This window comes from Alteromonas sp. G4i35 (assembly GCF_054960375.1).
In genome coordinates this window covers 168,177-186,849 of sequence record NZ_JBHNZD010000002.1, presented here as the reverse complement: position 1 = coordinate 186,849, position 18,673 = coordinate 168,177, and the positions used below count along the sequence as shown (strand labels likewise).

Here is an 18,673-nt window from a genome sequence, read left to right as displayed (position 1 = left end):
TTAAGCGATTTCTTTGCTTTAGATTGGAAAATTAAGAGCGCTCAAGATATACCTTTTCGGAGCTACACCTACAAGGTTATTCGTTCAGCGGTGGCAAATGCCACATCCAGTTTGAAATAAGCGGCTTCATTAATAAAGTGCGGGTAGGTTTCAGCTTCGTTTTCCCATAGGATATCTTTGCCGTCAAACGTTCGAAATACAGGTGCCCCAGGTATGAGAGGTTTGAAATCGTTATCTTGCAGTGAATGATGGATCATGGCGGTACGTTTTCCATTAGCATCTAACGGAAAAGACACATTATCGCCTAAACGAAAAGCTTCACAGGCAGGCAAAGCGTCAGTACTGATTTGCCCTTTATTATACGCGGCACAAAAATCCAATATTGCTTCAGCCATGGTTTGTGTTAGAAGGTAAACATCTTCTCTTAACACGCCCTGTGGCTGCCCACCCACTTCTATCATTACACCTTTCTTACCAGTTGTGCACAGGTAACCATGTTCAAGGTAGGGCTTTTCGTCTTCTACCAAAATGTTGGCTTCTGGCATTTGCTGCTTTACGTATCGCGCCAGCTGAATATGAAATTCATCCGCTTCCAAAATGATAAGCGTAGCACCCATTTCGCTGGTGGTGTTGTGAATATCAATCACAAAATCTGTGTTCGAATCACCCTTAGGCCCTAACTGTTGGTTAAGAGCCTTAGCAAGCTCAGCTTCTTTCGCAGAATTGTTATTCGATAAACGTTCAAAGGTAAACTGACGGTTTAAGTCTTCGTCTACGAAACGAACGTTTGCCGCAATGGCCGCTTCATTGGCGATGCTTAACGAAACATTTAGCTCATTAAATCGCGAAGGTAGCCCAAACTGTTGCCAGTTTCGAATAAGCTGAATACCACTGGTTTCATTTCCATGAGTACCACCAACAAGCGCGATAGAATTAAACATTCATGTTCCTTTTTGTATAGGTTGAAGATGAGGAAGGCTGCGCAGCGAGCTATTGAGTAATATTGTGATGAATTAATACGTTCGCTGTCTGCGCATCTACCCACGACTTGGAGAGCAAGTAAACCGATACTACACCACTGCGCTTTGTACGAGAATACGTCTTAGTAGAATTTACCTAAATACTGATGTTTGCCAAATTGTGGGGAAAGACAGCGCGTATTAGTGCTTAAAGAAGTCATCTGATTGCTGTGCTAGCATCGCCTCTATCTCTTCAACATCGATATGCTTGGGCGTTGCGTCTTCTGCAGGCTTGCCGGTTATTTTTCTGTCTTCAGCGGCCCATTCACCTAAATCGATAAGTTGGCATTTTTTACTGCAAAAAGGGCGATATTCGCTTGTTGGTGCCCAAACAACCTGCTTGGCACAAATAGGACATTTCACTTCCATTATTTACTCCAGTGAAATACGTCTAAACGGCGAAGTTTGCGATTTGCTTATACTACCGCAGACGGTAAATAATAAATTAAAGACTCTGGCCTGCTGATCTTTGCGGTACATCACACGTCAGCAGGTCTTAAGTTTAACAGGCCGCTAAACGAAACTGAATACTGCTTTCCACTGCGCCAGATTGGCCCTCTAGAGGAGAAAATAGCATGAAGCGGAGTGCGTAACGGTATTTGTTGCCGCTAAGCGTAGGGTAATACCCTTCATCAACGCTACATTTAACGCGAATTAACTCGTTTTTATCTTCTGCAGCGCCTTGGTAAAAACCGTTGTCAGCAACTACATTGACAAATTGACCTCGTTCGCGAATAAACGACAGGCTAACAGCAATCGCATCATCGAGTAAGGCTAACGTTTCAAGCCATTGCGCTATTTCAGCGAGGCGTTGTTCAAGGGGTTGTTGTAACCAAAAATGAAGATTGGGCAAATCGAAGCTGCACGCGCCACCTGGAATGGCAAAGCGCTGCCTGATTGCGCTTAGCAGTTTATCTTCTTTCAAAGCACTACCAAAACGGCGGTCTGTTTTTAGCTTTTGTTTTAGGGTAAGCACGGTTTTTAGCGCTTGCTCTAAGGCGGTGCTGTCAATTTTCGGGTGTTTAGACCAATAAACCAAGTTCTTTTCATGGGCTTCGAGGTCTTTGGTAAGATCGGAGCGAAGATCCAGTCTTTCAATGAGATCAAGTAATTCGAAAAGCTGTTCAAAAAACACCAGCTGCAGATGAGTATGTTCTGATTTAGCCGTAATTTTAAGTTGTCCAAGCAGCTGCTCAACACGTAAATAGTTACGTACTTTTTCCTTTAGTGGAAATTCGAAAACAGCGTGACCCATGGAACCCCTTAAAACACATAGACTTAGAGAAATGTCGCTAAAAATTTAGCTGAACAGTGAAAGGCAACAAGCCTAAAGCATCAAAGCGTTTAAGCCAAGTATACTTGTTCGCCAAATCTTTACTTTGACGTTAATTGGTCAAAAAAGTTTCAAAAATCAATCCGTAAGGCTGTAACGCCCTGCTTTTAGATAGTGAATTTAGTTATTAGGGAAGTGTTTTTGCGTTAACTTCGTCTATCAACTTCACGCTTTAGATAGCAAAAGTAAGTGTTCATGCAAGGCCGAAACTTGCGAAGAGAGGGCGTTTAGGCTGGTGCTATTGTCTAATACATGGTCTGCAGCGCTCAGCCGTTCTTTACGGCTAGCTTGTGACGCCATAATACTTTTAATCGTTGCTTCAGAGCTACCATCTCGCTTTAAGGCGCGTTCAAGCTGAAGCACTTCAGGGCAGTCAACCACTACTACGTGGTTACACATTTCAGTAAGCTTGTTTTCAACCAATAGTGGAACAGACAAGATGCAATAGGGGGAAGTCGATTCCATGATTAGCTGTTGCATGCGAGAACGAATAAGCGGGTGGAGAAGGCCGTTCAGCCAGGTTTTTTCATCTGGGTTAGCAAAAACCTTCTCTCGAAGTGCGGCGCGATCAAGGCTACCGTCTTCAAGCAAAATATGCTCGCCAAAATGCTCAGCTATTTGAAGTAACCCTTGTGAGCCCACGGCAACTACATCTCTTGCGACCTCGTCGGCATCCACGATGTCTATGCCTAACGACGCAAAAATATCAGTGGCAGCAGATTTACCGCTACCTATCCCGCCAGTAAGGCCTACTACAAAGGGAGTCTGCTTATTCATAATGCCGGCACCTTCTAACTAAAGTACGTAATCAAGATAGGTGGTAATAATGGCATCTTTAAAAAGCAGTGTCAGCCAACCCGCCACTGCGAGATAGGGACCAAAAGGAATTGCCAGCGACTTACCTTTGTTTTGAATCACCATTATGAGTATGCCTGCAATTGCACCAACAAACGAAGAGAGCAAAATAATAATGGGCAAACCTTGCCAGCCCGTATAAGCGCCAAGTGCGGCGAGCAGCTTGAAATCGCCATAGCCCATGCCTTCTTTGCCAGTGGCAAGTTTAAATAGCCAATAAACAGACCATAAACTTAAGTAACCCGCCGCTGCGCCAATAATAGCGTCGGTGGTGCCTACAAAAATGTGTTGCGTGCTCAACAGTAACCCCAACCACAGTAGAGGCAGTGTCAACTGGTCAGGTAATAGCATCTTATCTAAGTCAATAAACAGCAGAGCAACGAGTATGTAAGTAAACAATACGGCCCATAGTGCTTGCGATGTGACACCAAATTGATAGGCCGCAAAAGTACAGGCTAAAGCAGTAAACAATTCAACCAGCGGGTATCGAACTGATATTCCAACTTTGCATTTAGCGCATTTACCTTTAAGGAACAGGTAGCTAACAACAGGAACATTTTCCCATGCGCGAATCTTGTGGCCGCAGCTAGGGCATGTGCTGTTTGGTTTTACAAGGTTAAATACTTCTTCTGACGCTGATGAGTTTTTATTGTGAGGTGTCGGCTCACCCTCGCTAAAATAGCTTTGGTACTCTTGCTGCCAGCTGCGTTCCATCATAATAGGCAAGCGGTAAATCACCACGTTCAAGAAACTGCCAACCATTAAGCTTACAAAAAAGACTAGGGAATAGAATACAGCAGGGTAAAGCTGACTAAGCGTAATTATCGCGTCCATGGTATGTGGTTCTTATGATTGTTGATTTTCGTTCTTTTGGTGCTGAGCCACGTTATACCACGTTACCCATCTGGAATATAGGGAGGTACATAGCCACAATCAAGCCGCCGATTACCACGCCAAGTACGGCCATGATCATAGGTTCAAGTAGGCTAGTTAAACCGTCTACCATATCATCGACTTCAGCTTCATATATGGTGGCAATTTTGCTGAGCATTTCATCAACCGCGCCCGACTCTTCACCAATGGCAATCATCTGCGTCACCATGTCAGGGAATACTTGTGTAGCGCGCATCGCAACATGCATTGGCATACCGCCCGCCACTTCTTTACGCATGTATAAAATGGCTTCGCGGTATACTGCGTTGCCCGATGCACCTGCGGCGGATTCAAGTGCGCCAATAAGCGGCACACCTGCTGCAAAGGTCGTGGCTAGGGTTCGGGTAAAGCGCGCAATACTTGCTTTCTTTAGTATTTCGCCAATAACGGGAATTTTTAAAATGTTGCGGTCTACCGTGTCACGTAGCTTCTGGCTTCGCTTATAGGTGCGCATAAACATAAACCCAGCACCGCCAATACCTATGGCGATAAAAATACCGTAGTCTTGGACGAACCGTGAAATAGCCAATACGAACTGGGTGAAGGCAGGGAGTTCTGCGCCAAAGCTGCTGAAAATCTCTTCAAACTGCGGCACAACAAATATAAGAAGGATGGTCGTAACAATAAAGGCAACAACCAAAACCGCGATAGGGTAAAACATCGCTTTTTTGATTTTTGATTTTAGAGCTTCGGCCTTTTCTTTGTAGGTCGCGATGCGGTCATAAATCGTTTCAAGTGCGCCCGACTGCTCACCGGTGTAAACCAAGTCGCAATACAAATCGTCAAAATATAGGGGGTGTTTTCTAAGCGCCGACGAGAGCGGGTTACCAGATTTAACCTCATCGGTAATTTCGCCTAAAAGTTTCCGCATCGACGGGTTGGCATGTCCCTGCGCAATCATATCCAAGGACTGAATAAGGGTCACCCCAGCGGCAAGCATGGTGGCGATTTGACGAGAAATGACAGAGATGTCGGCAGGCTTTATCTTCTGTGCACCACCAAACAAAGGTTTAGCGAGCTTTTTAACCTTATTGGCAGAAATGCCTTGGCGACGTAAAAGGTTTTTGGCTTCGGAAAGTGACGTTGCTGAAATTTCGCCTTTTCGGGCTTGGCCGTGACGGTCCTTTCCTTGCCAAGTGAATATAGTAGCTGCCTTTGCCATTACCGTGTGCCTTTTAAAAATTGAAACAAAAAAGCCCAGTGAATACCGGGCTTTTTCTATACAATTACTTTGTTAGCAAAGTGTTGCTGGAGTACATGTTGCAGCCCAAGTTACACGACCGTCAGTTAATGTTGGGTCTAACTCGTATGTTGCCGCGTTGTTTGAACTGTCAGTTATACCTGAATCGGTAGAAGCTTCTGCAGTAATAACACCATTAAGTGTAGTTAACCCTACTAATGATGAATCACTAGAGTTGTCCACATCCGCAGGAATGCCGTTTGAACCGCCTGTACAGCCAGTAAGTGTGCCGGTAGTCTGTGCACAAATCTCTACAGCAGTTTTTGCTGCTGCAGTTGCGTTAGTTACTTCTGTAAACTTCGCTTTTTGCGTGTAGTTTTGGTAAGCAGGAAGTGCGATTGCTGCAAGGATACCGATGATTGCAACAACAATCATTAGTTCGATTAGGGTGAAACCTTTTTGGTTTTTAGTATTCATGTTCATCATGGTTTTTCTCCGGGACGTGTATAACACGTAAAGTTTAAATCTAATTCAAATTGACGTTTATACCCGAGTCGTCCATTTAACGCCCCTGGTACTTGATACTCAGTATAGAATTTTATTTGTTACTGACAAGTATAGGCAAATATACCTATGTCTAGCTTTTTCAGTATGACACGGTTCGCCGCGCCTTGGCAGGCTTTATCACTTGAACTTTCGTATAAAAGTTAATGACTTAAGTGCGTATGTCTATCTATACACAAAAAGCATTATCGAGAAATGACCGAAAAGAATGACGAGTAATCGTATTGTAAATTATACATCTACTCGGTGATTTAAAATCACTGTGCAACTTCAACCATTAAGGTCTCAGTAATTAAAGCCACAGTATAGGGAAGTGATAATTGCGATAACGTAAATTTCACTGAAACACTTTAGCTTTATAATAAAACACGTGCAACAAAGAAGCCGCGTTATAAAAGTGGAAGTACAAGGGGATAAGCAACACATTCGCTTACCTAATGTTAAATCCACCTTTACAGCTTATAATTTGGCTCTTTATCTTTCTTGCTCTGCTATGACAAATTAATGCGCAGCGACAAATCAATGGCCTGAACGTGCTTGGTTAAAGCTCCAGATGAAATGTAATCTACGCCTAGCTTAGCGAGAGACGCCAGTCGTTCATCAGTAATGTTTCCTGATACTTCCAGTTTACATTGACCTTTGTTGAGCGCTACTGCCTGTTGGATCTGTTCGTTAGAAAAATTATCCAGCATGACAATGTCGGCACCTGCACCAAGGGCTTGTTCAAGCTCGGTTAAATTCTCTACCTCTACTTCAACGGGCTTGCCCGGCATCATTGTTTTCGCTCGGCTTACGGCTTTTTCGATGTTTCCGCAAGAAAATATGTGGTTTTCCTTAATTAAGAATGCATCGAACAAACCCACACGATGGTTTTGACCACCACCACAACGCACCGCGTATTTCTGTGCGTGCCGCAAACCTGGCAACGTTTTGCGGGTATCGAGAATTTTAGTGTTGGAGCCATCTAAATACTTAGCGTAAAAGGCAGTAACAGTGGCGGTTGCCGACAGGGTTTGTAGGAAGTTAAGCGCCGTACGTTCTGCCGTCAATATCGCGCGAGCAGAGCCTTCCAAACTAACCAGTACGGTGTTGGCATCAACTTTGTCACCATCTTTTACATGCCACGTTAGCGACACCGACTCGTCGATTAGTGCAAATGCTTGGTTTGCCCATGCGATTCCACAAACCACGCAAGGCTCTCGCGTAATAATAGTGGCTTTTGCATTAACGCTTTCATCTATCAGGTTCGCCGTAATGTCGTTTGCAGCATTTAATTCGCCGCCAAGATCTTCAATAAGCGCGTTCGATACTTGCTCTCGAATCGCTTGCATGTCTGGTGATGTCATCTTCATCGCTATGATCTATGCTATCTGTGTATTTAAAGGGTACGCAATATTAACCATTCTCCGCGCTGAGTAAACTCTAATTGGCGAAGAACACTCATTCCCAGCAATATATGGTCATCTTGCATACCGGGGTTTAAGTTTGCTTTTACATCGCGCACCACAATTTCACCAATGCGCAAAGTTTCAATGGTCGATTCGGCGACTCTTACAACGCCGTTAGCTGTGCTGGCTAACCCTTCTCGACCCGCTTTGAGTTGAAGCTTGTTAGCCAAATGGGCGGGAACGGCCACATCAGTGGCACCCGTATCAACAAGAAATACGACTTCCTCACCATTAATATAACCTGTTGTCACATAGTGACCTTGGCGATTTTGCTTAAGTCGGACTTCGGTTTGTGAACCAATACGCTCTGATGTTGGTTCGCTATTTGGGTTAATTTGTTTTTCTAGAAGATCTGAGAAAATAAAAACCAGTAGACCAAAACCGCAAATCCAAGCAAGCGCAACCATCCATTTACCCGTTGACGCTGTCGGGTCTTGTTGTTCATTCATGCTTCTACCTTTCTTATAATAGTGGTGCACCGCTTTTCGTATCGCTAAATACTCGGCGTAATCTCTTAAGCAAAGGACTAACGTGCTGATTAGCTTGTTAGAATGCAATGTATAGCCCTATACACTTATATCCATATACAATGTAGGCTATAACGCAGAAAATCAATTATCGAAGCAAATACTATGGTGCTTTACAACGAAGCAAAGTACACAGCAAGTCCGCATTATGATGCTCGTCCTGACAGCACAGACGTTTGCCTGTTAGTGATTCACAATATTTCACTACCTCCTTCACAGTTTGGTACGCCGGGCATTCGCCAATTGTTTACCGGAACCCTCAATCCTGATGAACATCCTTTTTATAGAGAAATTGCTGGGCTACGGGTCTCTGCTCATTGTGTAATTTATCGAACGGGTGAAATAGAACAATTTGTACCTTTTGATCAGCGGGCATGGCACGCGGGCCTGTCTTCATTTCAAGGCCGCAGCCGCTGTAACGACTATGCCATAGGTATTGAACTTGAAGGCACTGATACGTTGCCTTACACCGATGCACAGTACCAAGCCCTTGGCGAACTCACTGATTTTATTACGAGATACTATCCTCGGATCACTTTAGGGCGTATCGTAGGCCATAATGATATAGCACCAGGGCGAAAAACTGACCCTGGTGCAGCTTTCGATTGGGCAAGATATAGAATACGCGTTGCTGGGTTTAAATAATTTAATTAATCCGCACTGCAGAAAAAAGGAAACTCAATACCTATGATGTTAATGAGCTTGCTATTGGTTCTCAGCCTCGAGCGGTTGATAACCAAAACACCTAATTGGCATATTGAAAAGTATGCCGCTCAATATCGTGCTTTTCTTCAAGATAAAGGGTTGATTAAGTTTCAAGAAGGAAATGAAGGTGAGGAGGGGAGTAAAAAGGTCTCATCCATAGCACTTTATTTCTATCTTTTACTTCCCACAGTAGTGCTGGGAGCAATTGAATACTGGGTACTTGGCGCATTTCTTACTTTTATAGAGCAAAGCATAATTTTGTTCATCTGTATTGGCTGCCCCGCATTGCGAGCCGTCTACAAGAGCTTTTTGAATGCTGCTGACCGAGGTGACCTTCAGGCGTGCAGTATGTACACTGACCAATTAGGGCATTGTGCAAGTCAAACAGACAGTGACGGAAGTGCAGGTACAGAAGGCAAAACTTTTGGCCAACACCTTACCTGGCTTAACTATCAACACTATGCCGCTGTGATGCTGTGGTTTATTGCTTTTGGTGCACCTGGCGCGCTGTTTTATAGCTTGAGTCGAAGCACAACCGAGGCATTGTGTGATGCAAATCACCCTTTAAAAGCCGCTGCTGGCAGATTAATGTTTGCGCTTGATTATATTCCTGTTCGCGTTACCGCTTTTGGCATGCTGATGATGGGACATTTCTCACGAGCGTTGCCTGAGTGGATTAAGTATGCACTTCAGTTCGATGTATCTGCATACGATGTGCTTACACAAATTTCTTCGAAAGCTGAGATTCTAACGCCTGATGAACAGCAGTTGCAGGCTGAAAATGCAGCAATAGAACCGAAGGTGCTTGTAAAGTTAGCAAAACGTAATGTTATTTTTCTTCTTGTAATAACATCAGCGCTCACGCTTGTAGGTAGTCTTGCATAGTCATTATTTTTAAAATTTACTAGCCTACTTGGCTTAGAAGGGCGTTTGGTCTATCTATTAATTGTATGTAGATCAGGCGCTTTGCCCCTATTACTGCATTCTCCCTTCCTCATCAGACCAGTTTGCGGTTACTGATTTTTCTTAACAAATTCAACAATAAAGCTTAACACCCAGCAAAAGGTAAATGCTTTGCTATGCTTGTGAGTATTTACCTCGAAATCGATCTGCCTTAAACTAGATAGGTAAAATGGTATTACCAATTGTGTTTGTGATTAAATATTCCACGATTATTTTTTACATTCACCGCTCTTATAACGTCGCTATTGTTATAGAGCACGGTTTAAATAAAAGGATACGTAGAGCGCATGCGGCAGCAGCGAAAAAAACTCTCTGATGTGATTACCGAGCAACTCGAGTCAATGATACTCGACGGTACGTTATTGGCTGGTCAGAAATTACCGCCAGAGAGAGAGCTTGCGCTTGAATTTGATGTATCGCGACCTTCGCTTAGGGAAGCCATTGGTAATTTACAGGCACGTGGGTTGGTAGAACGTAAGCAAGGCGGCGGTACGTTTGTTAATCGCAACCTTAATTCTGCCATGACAGACCCCCTAATGGACTTAGTTAGCCAGCGTCCTGAAACTCAATTTGATTTGCTTGAATTTCGTCATGCGCTTGAAGGGATGGCGGCGTACTATGCAGCACTTCGTGGTCAACCTGAAGATTACAACGCATTGAAGCAAGCGCTGAACGACGTACCTACGCCTAAAGCGCACGAAAGCAAGCGTGCCCAAGCTGAGGCGCTAGGACAGTTTTATATCATTATGGCAAGAGCATCACACAATATGGTGTTGTTGCACGTAATGAGCACCATGCAAAGCATGCTGGTGGACAATATTGAACGAAACTTTGACATGCTGGCAGCGCACCCTGAAGCGGTGGAAGACATTGCTAAGCAGCGTCGTGAAATTGTAGAAGCCATTGCTTCTCGCGACCCTGAAGCTGCGCGTCAGGCATGTAATACGCATTTGGCGTTTATTGAAAAAACGCTATTAACCATTAATCAACGCGATACCCGCGTACAGCGCGCATTGCGACGATTAGAGATTTAGTTACTAGTCTGACTTTTTATAAGATAAGGGCTAGATAGCTATTCATTCGCAGAGGCCGGTCAGGTTTTTCCTGTGCCACTGCAAAAGCAGGTGAGCCAGATTGGGTCACTGTGAGTACAACGTAATTTAGTTTTCCTTCTTTTAGCGCCTTTAAGAGTAAAGGCAATGCTAAGGGAGGATTTTCTATATAAGCAAAAAATAGGATGGCACCATGTCTGATATGATGCACCAAGATGTAGATCCTCAAGAAACTAAAGAGTGGATTGATGCGCTTGAGTCGGTTTTAGAAGAGGAAGGCGTAGAACGCGCCCATTATTTACTCGAAAAACTTATTGATAAAGCACGTCGCAGCGGAGCGCATCTACCGTATGACGCAACTACTGCCTACATCAATACTATCCCAGCAGCGCAAGAGCCAAAAATGCCTGGCGACTTGACCATCGAAGCGCGCATCCGTGCGGCGATTCGTTGGAACGCATTGATGATTGTATTGCGTGCATCTAAAAAAGACCTAGAGCTTGGTGGCCACATTGGTAGCTTCGCATCATCGGCTATGCTTTACGATGTTGGCTTTAACCACTTCTTCAAAGCGCCTAACGAAAATCAAGGCGGCGACTTTATTTTCGCTCAGGGCCATATTTCTCCAGGTATTTATGCGCGCTCATATATGGAAGGCAACTTAACTGAAGAGCAGTTAAACAACTTCCGTCAAGAGTGTGCTGGCGATGGTCTGTCGTCATACCCACACCCTCACTTAATGAAAGACTACTGGCAATTCCCAACCGTATCTATGGGTCTTGGTCCACTTCAAGCTATCTACACAGCGCGCTTCCTTAAGTACCTAACTAACCGTGGTATCAAAGACTGTTCAGGTCAGCGCGTTTACTGCTACATGGGTGACGGTGAGTGTGATGAACCAGAGAGCTTGGGTGCAATTGGTCTTGCTTCTCGTGAAGGCCTAGACAACCTAACGTTTGTTATCAACTGTAACCTTCAGCGCCTAGACGGCCCGGTACGTGGTAACGGCAAAATTATCCAAGAACTTGAAGGTACGTTCCGCGGCGCTGGCTGGGAAGTAGTGAAAGTTATTTGGGGTAGCTACTGGGATGAGCTATTAGCTCGTGATAAATCTGGCAAGCTAATTCAGCTTATGGGCGAAACGGTAGACGGTGAATACCAGAACTGTAAAGCCAAAGGCGGCAAGTACACCCGTGAAAACTTCTTCAACAAGTATCCTGAAACAGCGGCACTTGTAGCGAACATGTCTGACGACGACATCTGGCGCTTGAACCGTGGTGGTCACGACCCAGTTAAAGTATTCGCGGCTTACCAAAAAGCGATTGATACTAAAGGTCGTCCAACGGTAATCCTTGCTAAAACGGTTAAAGGTTTCGGTTTAGGTGCATCAGGCGAAGCACAAAACGTAGCGCACAACGTTAAGAAAATGGACGTTGATTCAATTAAAGCGTTCCGCGACCGTTTCAATATTCCAGTAGCAGACGAAAAAATTGCTGACCTGCCTTACTTCAAGTTCGACGAAGACAGCGAAGAAATGAAGTACCTTCGCGAGCGTCGTGAAGCTCTAGGCGGTTACTTGCCTTCTCGCCGTGAACAGGCTGAAGAACAGCTTGAAATTCCTGAGCTAAGTGCATTCGACGCCATCTTAAAAGGTTCAGGTGACCGTCAAGTATCGTCAACCATGACGTTTGTGCGTGTACTTAACGCGCTATTGAAAGATAAGAAAATTGGTAAGCGTATTGTTCCAATTATTCCTGATGAAGCCCGTACATTTGGTATGGAAGGCTTGTTCCGTCAGGTAGGTATTTACGCCAATGAAGGCCAGAAATACGTACCGCAAGATGCCGACCAAGTCGCTTACTATCGCGAAGATAAGAAAGGTCAGGTATTACAAGAAGGTATTAACGAGCTAGGTGCAATGGCATCGTGGGTTGCGTCGGGTACGTCTTACTCAACGTGTAACGCTACCACTATTCCGTTCTACATTTACTACTCAATGTTTGGTTTCCAACGTGTTGGTGACTTGGCATGGGCGGCAGGCGATAGCCAAGCGCGTGGTTTCCTATTAGGCGCAACAGCAGGTAGAACCACACTTAACGGTGAAGGTCTACAGCACCAAGACGGACACTCACATGTTCAAGCGAACCTAATTCCTAACTGTATTACTTACGACCCAACGTATGGTTACGAAGTAGCAGTTATCGTTCAAGACGGTCTACGTCGCATGTACGGTAATAACGAGAATATCTTCTATTACCTAACATTGATGAACGAGAACTATCAGCATCCTGCAATGCCAGAAGGTGATGATGTTGCTGAACAGATCATTAAAGGTATCTACAAGCTTGAGCGTGTTGAAAATGACAAGTCTAAGCTGAATGTTCAGTTGATGGGCTCAGGCACTATCTTGAACGAAGTGCGTAAAGCGGCACAGATTCTTTGTGACGACTACAACGTATCTTCTGACGTTTACTCAGTGACCTCGTTCAACGAGCTAGCGCGTGAAGGTCAAGACGTAGCACGCTGGAACATGCTAAACCCAGAAGCTGAGCAAAAAGTACCTTACATTGGTCAGGTAATTACGAAAGACGCAGGTCCTGCGATTTCTGCCACTGACTATGTGAAGAACTACTCAGACCAAGTACGTGCGTTCATCGAAACTGAATACCGCTGCCTAGGTACAGACGGTTTCGGTCGAAGCGATAGCCGTGAAAACTTGCGTACTCACTTTGAAGTTAATGCGTCATACATTGTGGTGGCATCACTTTACGAATTGGCTCAGCGCGGTGACGTTGAGAAGAAAGTGGTAGCAGAAGCCATTAAGCGTTTTGAAATTAACGCTGAAAAACTTAACCCACTTTACGCGTAAGCCAGATAAGGTATTTTACATATGTCAGATATTCAAAAGATTATCGTACCCGACGTAGGCGGTGACGAAGTTGAAGTTATCGAGCTATGTGTTGCCGTAGGCGACAACATTGAGGCTGATGAAGGCGTTGTTACTGTTGAAAGTGACAAGGCGTCAATGGACATCCCAGCACCGTTTGAAGGTGAGATTGTTAGCCTGTCTGTATCAGTAGGCGATAAAATCAAAGAAGGCGATGTGATTGGTGAAATGAAAGTTGCCAATGGTGACAGTGCCGATGAAGGCGCGTCTGAAGAAAACGCTTCAGATGAATCTTCTAAAGAAGATGCACCTAAGCAAGAAGCACCAAAAGACGAAAGCAAGTCAGAAGCAGCGCCAGCTGCGTCTGGCAGCAGCGAAGTAATTGAAGTTGCAGTACCGGATATCGGTTCTGACGACGAAGTAGACGTAATCGACGTATTGGTTTCAGTGGGCGACACCATTGAAAAAGAAGATGGGCTAATTACCCTTGAAACCGATAAAGCAACCATGGACGTTCCTTCAACACACGCAGGTACGGTGAAAGAAGTATTCATCAGTACTGGCGATAAAGTGAAAGAAGGTACGGTTGTTATTAAGCTTGAAGTAGCGGGTTCAGGCTCGTCTTCAAGTGAATCGGCGTCTAGCGATGCTTCTTCTGAAGCATCTGCACCGGCTGCGCAGGAAAGTTCAAAGCAAGAATCAGCGCCTGCGGCGTCTGCAAGTAACGAAACCATTGAAGTTGCTGTACCAGACATTGGTGAAGACGGTGAAGTTGACGTTATCGATGTACTTGTATCAGCTGGCGACACCGTTGAAAAAGAAGACGGCCTAATTACGCTAGAAACTGATAAAGCGACCATGGATGTGCCTTCAACACATGCAGGTACGATTAAAGAAGTCTTTATCAAAGCGGGCGACAAAGTTAAGCAAGGCACCTTGGTTGTTAAGCTTGAGACCAGCGGTGGTTCGTCTTCAAGTGCAGCTGAAAAGCCTGCTGAAGCGCCTAAGCAAGAAGAGACTAAACAAGACTCACAGCAAGACGAGGCTCAACAAGCGTCACAGCAGGAAGCCTCGCAAGGTCGCTCTCCTGTGCCTCCAGCGCCAGAAGCCAAGAATACAGGTAAAGCACATGCTTCTCCTTCGGTTCGCCGTATTGCTCGTGAGTTTGGTGTAGACCTGACTCAAGTTAACGGCTCTGGCCCGAAAAACCGTATCTTGAAAGAAGACGTTCAAGCCTACGTGAAAGCTGAGCTTGCGAAACCTCGCACAGCAGCAGCTTCAGGCAGTGCGCCTGTGGGCGACAACGTACTTCAAATCGTGCCAGTTAAGCCTGTTGATCACAGCAAGTTTGGTGAGATTGAAGAACAAAAGCTTTCTCGAATTCAAAAGATCTCTGGACCGTTCTTACACCGTAACTGGGCGACTATCCCGCACGTTACGCAGTTCGACGAAGCAGATATCACTGAAGTTGAAGAATTCCGTAAAGAGCAAAACGCTTACCACGCGAAAATTAAGTCTGGTCTTAAGATCACGCCACTAGTATTCGTTATGAAAGCGGTAGCGAAAGCGCTTGAGAAATACGAAGTATTCAACTCATCACTGTCTGACGACGGCGAGAGCTTAATCATTAAGAAGTTTATCAACATTGGTATTGCGGTTGAAACACCGGGAGGCCTTGTTGTACCTGTTATTCGTGACGTGAATAAGAAAGGTATTGAGCAGCTGTCTCAAGAGCTTATTGAAACATCTAAGAAAGCCCGTGAAGGCAAGCTTAAAGCGGCCGACATGCAGGGTGGAACGTTTACCATCTCTAGTCTAGGTGGTATTGGTGGCACGGCGTTTACGCCTATTGTAAATGCACCAGAAGTCGCCATATTAGGTGTGTCTAAGTCTGAGATGAAGCCTAAGTGGAATGGTAAAGAGTTTGAGCCGCGCTTAATGGTGCCGCTAAGCCTGTCATACGACCACCGAGTCATCGATGGTGCGGTAGGTGCAAGATTCTCTACTGAGGTTGCTGCAAACCTAACTGACTTACGCAGAATCATACTTTAAATAAAAGGTCGAAAAAGTTTACAATATCAGTAACATTTTCGACGATTTTATAAGCCCATTTGGTGGCATTTAGGTTATGCTATTACACAAAAGTAATAGCATGACCCTACAAGAACAGGATTGAGGTTCACAATGAGCGAAATTAAAACGCAATTGGTGGTACTGGGCGGCGGCCCTGGCGGTTATTCAGCAGCATTCCGTGCGGCTGACTTAGGTATTGAAACAGTTATCGTAGACTCACGCGACACGCTTGGTGGTGTTTGTCTTAACGTTGGCTGTATCCCTTCAAAAGCCCTTCTTCACGTTGCTAAAGTAATGAAAGAAGCGAAGCACCTTGCTAGCCACGGTGTATCGTTTGGCGAGCCTACCATCGATTTAGATAAAATCCGCGAATACAAAGACGGCGTTGTTAAGCAATTAACGAATGGTCTTAGCGGTATGTCTAAAATGCGTAAAACCAAGCATGTACAAGGCTTCGGTAAATTTACAGGCGCAAACACCCTAGAAGTAAAAAATGGTGACGACGTTACTACTATTACTTTCGAGAAAGCGATTATCGCTGCGGGTTCTGAGCCAGTAAGCCTACCGTTCATCCCAGAAGATGATCGTGTAATCGACTCAACTGGCGCACTGGAAATGAAAGACATTCCAGAGAAAATGCTAGTACTAGGCGGTGGTATCATCGGTCTAGAAATGGGTACTGTGTACGAAGCACTTGGCTCGAACATTGATGTAGTTGAATTCTTAGATCAGCTAATTCCAGCAGCTGACAAAGACATCATGAAAGTGTTCATGAAAGACTACAAAGACAAGTTTAACATCATGCTTGAAACCAAAGTGACTGCGGTTGAAGCAAAAGACGATGGCTTGTACGTAACATTTGAAGGTAAGAACGCACCTGCTGAGCCAGTGCGCTACGACAAAGTACTTGTTGCTGTTGGTCGTAAGCCAAACGGTAAGCTAGTTGGCGCAGATGCAGCTGGCGTAAACGTTGACGAGCGTGGCTTCATCAACGTTGATAAGCAAATGCGTACTAACGTTGACCACATCTTCGCAATCGGTGACCTTGTAGGTCAGCCAATGCTTGCGCACAAAGCGGTTCACGAAGGTCACGTTGCTGCAGAAGTTATTGCTGGACAGAAGCATTACTTCGACCCACGTGCTATTCCTTCAGTAGCGTACACTGAGCCAGAAGTTGCTTGGGTTGGTCTAACTGAAAAAGAAGCGAAAGAGCAGGGCGTAAGCTATGAAACAGCAACGTTCCCATGGGCTGCTTCAGGCCGTGCAATTGCATCTGATGCAACTAACGGTATGACTAAGATGATTTTCGAAAAAGAAACGGGCCGCGTAATCGGTGGTGCTATGGTAGGTACCAACGCGGGCGAAATGCTTGGCGAAATCGGCCTAGCTATTGAGATGGGTGCTGACGCTGAAGACGTAGCATTGACTATCCACGCTCACCCAACGCTTAACGAATCAATTGGTCTTGCGTCTGAAATCTTCGAAGGAAGTATTACTGACCTGCCAAACCCGAAAGCAAAGAAAAAGAAGTAAATTAGCTTCTTTGTTCGAACTACGAAAAAACCGCTCTTTGAGCGGTTTTTTTATTAGGGCTTTGAATGATTTAGAACCACTTTACCTGCGATAGCACAACGCAATGACGAACATGTTAAGTCTCGCTGAGTGGTTAGTTATCTAGGCAGTCTGGTATCAAGCCGTTTCTTTTCCAACCGCTACAGTGTCGCGTTCTCCGTCCATTTCATCGTTGCTGGGCGTTTTTAAATGCGCTGGCGTAAATTCTTCACAGTCCATATTGCGCTGGTCCATAAAGCGTTTAACCGTTTCGGCGCAATAGGCTTTTCTACAGCATTGAGAGAGCAGCATTTCATGACGTTGTACGCGCTCGCGAATAAATCTAACTACGAGACCTCTAAGCCACTGTAAGCCCGCGTCTTGATCCTGACGTTTGTGCCACATCACAGACAGCGGAGAGCTGACAATTTCTATTGGCGTTTCAAATACCGCCAGTTCCCCTGAGAAAATTTCTTTTTCCATTACCAAAGACGGTGCTACGCAAATAAGGTTGCTCTCTTTTAATAACGGTGTAGCGTTATAAAACTGGTTAACTGACATTGCCACGCGGCGTTTAAGGCCTAAATTCGCCAGTACCTGATCCGTAGGGCCAGTCACATCACCCGTAACAGAAACTAGAAGGTGGTCAGCCGCAACAAAGTCTTCCAAGGTCAATTGAGATTTTGCTAATGGATGATCGGGGCGCATTACCACAACCCAGCTTGGGTCGAGAACATGTTCGGCACGAATAACAGAGCCAGGCTCCTGATATTTAGAGAAAGTGAGCTCTGCTTCAGCATCTTTGAGTATTTTATCGGTTTCCATGTCGTAATTAGGAATGGCATGGATGTTAATGCCTGGCGCTTCATTCTCAATAACTTTGCGGAGCGGCCCCCACACCATAGAAACGATGCTGTCAGTTGCAGCTATACGAAAGGTACGCTTAGCCGTTGCAGGGTTAAAGTCAGTTGGGTTAACGGCGACTTCGAGCTCGCCTAAAGGGCCCTGAATCTGACTCCATAAATTTTTAGCAAATGAGGTAGGTTGAATACCGCGGCCGTCTTTAACGAACAGTTCATCTTTCCAGGCTGTGCGCATACGAGAAAGTGCGTTAGATACCGCAGGTTGCGTCATCGACAGCCTGTCAGCTGCGCGGGTAATTGCACCCTCGGTCATGATGGCATCAAAAATCATCAATAAATTTAAATCATGTGGACGCATGGTTGTCTCCGGTGTCTATTGCGGACAGTCTACTTTCACCTATCGAACAATGAAAAAAGCTGCCGTTTACTTCGTTTTTGGCTATGTAATTTAACTGACATAGTTTAGTTATAGGTTATAGCTAAAAGCATTTATTTTCCAAATGAATGCGACGAGCGACACTGGTACACTATATCGCTGTAACCGTTGATTTCTCTAAGCTCTCGCTTTTTATACGGTTATTCTCATTTTCTCTGCGAAACCATTCTTCTAAATTTTTAAAGCAGTTGTCTCTGTCAGCCCGATCTTCAATATATAACATCATGTGATGTGTTGCATATAAAAAGATAATTATTTTTATTGTTGGTGGCGATGCATAATGC

The 18,673-nt window shown here is 44.9% G+C and carries 16 protein-coding genes; 6 read left to right on the top strand and 10 right to left on the bottom strand.

Going from position 1 to position 18,673, the window contains the following annotated elements:
* Window positions 1-68 precede the first annotated feature (68 nt).
* From ACFI6L_RS01775 to ACFI6L_RS01735, 9 genes are all read right to left on the bottom strand, one after another.
* A complete protein-coding gene (locus tag ACFI6L_RS01775) occupies window positions 69-941 on the bottom strand; it encodes an aspartoacylase (RefSeq protein ID WP_061486401.1) in 873 nt (290 codons plus the stop codon).
* Window positions 942-1,160: 219 nt separating this feature from the next.
* Window positions 1,161-1,388, bottom strand: coding sequence for a DNA gyrase inhibitor YacG (gene yacG / locus ACFI6L_RS01770; RefSeq protein WP_061486400.1), 228 nt, complete (start codon window positions 1,386-1,388; stop codon window positions 1,161-1,163).
* Window positions 1,389-1,521: 133 nt separating this feature from the next.
* Window positions 1,522-2,274 (bottom strand): cell division protein ZapD, encoded by a 753-nt coding sequence (gene zapD, locus ACFI6L_RS01765; protein ID WP_342317703.1) that lies wholly within the window; start codon window positions 2,272-2,274, stop codon window positions 1,522-1,524.
* A gap of 243 nt (window positions 2,275-2,517) precedes the next feature.
* On the bottom strand, window positions 2,518-3,129 hold the full coding sequence (coaE, locus tag ACFI6L_RS01760) for a dephospho-CoA kinase (RefSeq protein ID WP_283622374.1): 612 nt from the start codon (window positions 3,127-3,129) through the stop codon (window positions 2,518-2,520).
* An 18-nt stretch (window positions 3,130-3,147) separates the two neighbouring features.
* Window positions 3,148-4,041 (bottom strand): prepilin peptidase, encoded by an 894-nt coding sequence (locus ACFI6L_RS01755; protein WP_462573313.1) that lies wholly within the window; start codon window positions 4,039-4,041, stop codon window positions 3,148-3,150.
* A gap of 52 nt (window positions 4,042-4,093) precedes the next feature.
* On the bottom strand, window positions 4,094-5,302 hold the full coding sequence (locus ACFI6L_RS01750; protein ID WP_435786686.1) for a type II secretion system F family protein: 1,209 nt from the start codon (window positions 5,300-5,302) through the stop codon (window positions 4,094-4,096).
* Window positions 5,303-5,374: 72 nt separating this feature from the next.
* A complete protein-coding gene (locus tag ACFI6L_RS01745) occupies window positions 5,375-5,806 on the bottom strand; it encodes a pilin (RefSeq protein WP_435786687.1) in 432 nt (143 codons plus the stop codon).
* Window positions 5,807-6,375: 569 nt separating this feature from the next.
* The gene (gene nadC / locus ACFI6L_RS01740) at window positions 6,376-7,230 is read right to left on the bottom strand and encodes a carboxylating nicotinate-nucleotide diphosphorylase (protein WP_014950401.1); all 855 of its coding nucleotides are present in this window, start codon (window positions 7,228-7,230) and stop codon (window positions 6,376-6,378) included.
* A gap of 32 nt (window positions 7,231-7,262) precedes the next feature.
* Window positions 7,263-7,781, bottom strand: a complete 519-nt coding sequence (locus ACFI6L_RS01735) for a retropepsin-like aspartic protease family protein (RefSeq protein WP_014977216.1) — start codon at window positions 7,779-7,781, stop codon at window positions 7,263-7,265.
* Window positions 7,782-7,964: 183 nt separating this feature from the next.
* Between ACFI6L_RS01735 and ampD the strand changes: the two genes are divergently transcribed.
* The 6 genes from ampD (at window position 7,965) to lpdA (ending at window position 17,072) form a co-directional block, all read left to right on the top strand.
* Window positions 7,965-8,504: a 1,6-anhydro-N-acetylmuramyl-L-alanine amidase AmpD gene (ampD, locus tag ACFI6L_RS01730; RefSeq protein WP_342317701.1), complete on the top strand. Its 540-nt coding sequence runs from the start codon at window positions 7,965-7,967 to the stop codon at window positions 8,502-8,504.
* 42 nt (window positions 8,505-8,546) lie between these two features.
* The gene (gene ampE / locus ACFI6L_RS01725) at window positions 8,547-9,449 is read left to right on the top strand and encodes a beta-lactamase regulator AmpE (protein WP_342317700.1); all 903 of its coding nucleotides are present in this window, start codon (window positions 8,547-8,549) and stop codon (window positions 9,447-9,449) included.
* Window positions 9,450-9,814: 365 nt separating this feature from the next.
* Window positions 9,815-10,561 carry a pyruvate dehydrogenase complex transcriptional repressor PdhR gene (pdhR, locus tag ACFI6L_RS01720; RefSeq protein ID WP_014950397.1) on the top strand — a complete coding sequence of 249 codons (747 nt, stop codon included), beginning with the start codon at window positions 9,815-9,817 and terminating at the stop codon, window positions 10,559-10,561.
* A 211-nt stretch (window positions 10,562-10,772) separates the two neighbouring features.
* Complete coding sequence (aceE, locus tag ACFI6L_RS01715) at window positions 10,773-13,448, top strand: pyruvate dehydrogenase (acetyl-transferring), homodimeric type (RefSeq protein ID WP_039228012.1); 2,676 nt, start codon at window positions 10,773-10,775, stop codon at window positions 13,446-13,448.
* Between the two features lie 21 nt (window positions 13,449-13,469).
* The gene (gene aceF, locus ACFI6L_RS01710) at window positions 13,470-15,518 is read left to right on the top strand and encodes a pyruvate dehydrogenase complex dihydrolipoyllysine-residue acetyltransferase (RefSeq protein ID WP_342325900.1); all 2,049 of its coding nucleotides are present in this window, start codon (window positions 13,470-13,472) and stop codon (window positions 15,516-15,518) included.
* 132 nt (window positions 15,519-15,650) lie between these two features.
* Complete coding sequence (lpdA, locus tag ACFI6L_RS01705) at window positions 15,651-17,072, top strand: dihydrolipoyl dehydrogenase (RefSeq protein ID WP_014950394.1); 1,422 nt, start codon at window positions 15,651-15,653, stop codon at window positions 17,070-17,072.
* A 156-nt stretch (window positions 17,073-17,228) separates the two neighbouring features.
* On the opposite strand, the gene ACFI6L_RS01700 is transcribed toward lpdA, so the two are convergent.
* Entirely contained in the window at window positions 17,229-18,311 is a 1,083-nt protein-coding gene (locus tag ACFI6L_RS01700; RefSeq protein ID WP_462573312.1) for a LysR family transcriptional regulator, read from the bottom strand.
* Between the last annotated feature and the right edge of the window lie 362 nt (window positions 18,312-18,673).

What these genes read in the sequence shown, in the direction of transcription:
- ampD (WP_342317701.1), top strand. Translation starts at nt 7,965, where the DNA reads ATGGTGCTTTACAACGAAGCAAAGTACACAGCAAGTCCGCATTATGAT.
- ACFI6L_RS01735 (WP_014977216.1), bottom strand. Translation starts at nt 7,781, where the DNA reads ATGAATGAACAACAAGACCCGACAGCGTCAACGGGTAAATGGATGGTT.
- lpdA (WP_014950394.1), top strand. Translation starts at nt 15,651, where the DNA reads ATGAGCGAAATTAAAACGCAATTGGTGGTACTGGGCGGCGGCCCTGGC.
- nadC (WP_014950401.1), bottom strand. Translation starts at nt 7,230, where the DNA reads ATGACATCACCAGACATGCAAGCGATTCGAGAGCAAGTATCGAACGCG.
- coaE (WP_283622374.1), bottom strand. Translation starts at nt 3,129, where the DNA reads ATGAATAAGCAGACTCCCTTTGTAGTAGGCCTTACTGGCGGGATAGGT.
- ACFI6L_RS01700 (WP_462573312.1), bottom strand. Translation starts at nt 18,311, where the DNA reads ATGCGTCCACATGATTTAAATTTATTGATGATTTTTGATGCCATCATG.
- ACFI6L_RS01750 (WP_435786686.1), bottom strand. Translation starts at nt 5,302, where the DNA reads ATGGCAAAGGCAGCTACTATATTCACTTGGCAAGGAAAGGACCGTCAC.
- zapD (WP_342317703.1), bottom strand. Translation starts at nt 2,274, where the DNA reads ATGGGTCACGCTGTTTTCGAATTTCCACTAAAGGAAAAAGTACGTAAC.
- ACFI6L_RS01755 (WP_462573313.1), bottom strand. Translation starts at nt 4,041, where the DNA reads ATGGACGCGATAATTACGCTTAGTCAGCTTTACCCTGCTGTATTCTAT.
- ACFI6L_RS01745 (WP_435786687.1), bottom strand. Translation starts at nt 5,806, where the DNA reads ATGATGAACATGAATACTAAAAACCAAAAAGGTTTCACCCTAATCGAA.
- ampE (WP_342317700.1), top strand. Translation starts at nt 8,547, where the DNA reads ATGATGTTAATGAGCTTGCTATTGGTTCTCAGCCTCGAGCGGTTGATA.
- ACFI6L_RS01775 (WP_061486401.1), bottom strand. Translation starts at nt 941, where the DNA reads ATGTTTAATTCTATCGCGCTTGTTGGTGGTACTCATGGAAATGAAACC.
- yacG (WP_061486400.1), bottom strand. Translation starts at nt 1,388, where the DNA reads ATGGAAGTGAAATGTCCTATTTGTGCCAAGCAGGTTGTTTGGGCACCA.
- aceE (WP_039228012.1), top strand. Translation starts at nt 10,773, where the DNA reads ATGTCTGATATGATGCACCAAGATGTAGATCCTCAAGAAACTAAAGAG.
- pdhR (WP_014950397.1), top strand. Translation starts at nt 9,815, where the DNA reads ATGCGGCAGCAGCGAAAAAAACTCTCTGATGTGATTACCGAGCAACTC.
- aceF (WP_342325900.1), top strand. Translation starts at nt 13,470, where the DNA reads ATGTCAGATATTCAAAAGATTATCGTACCCGACGTAGGCGGTGACGAA.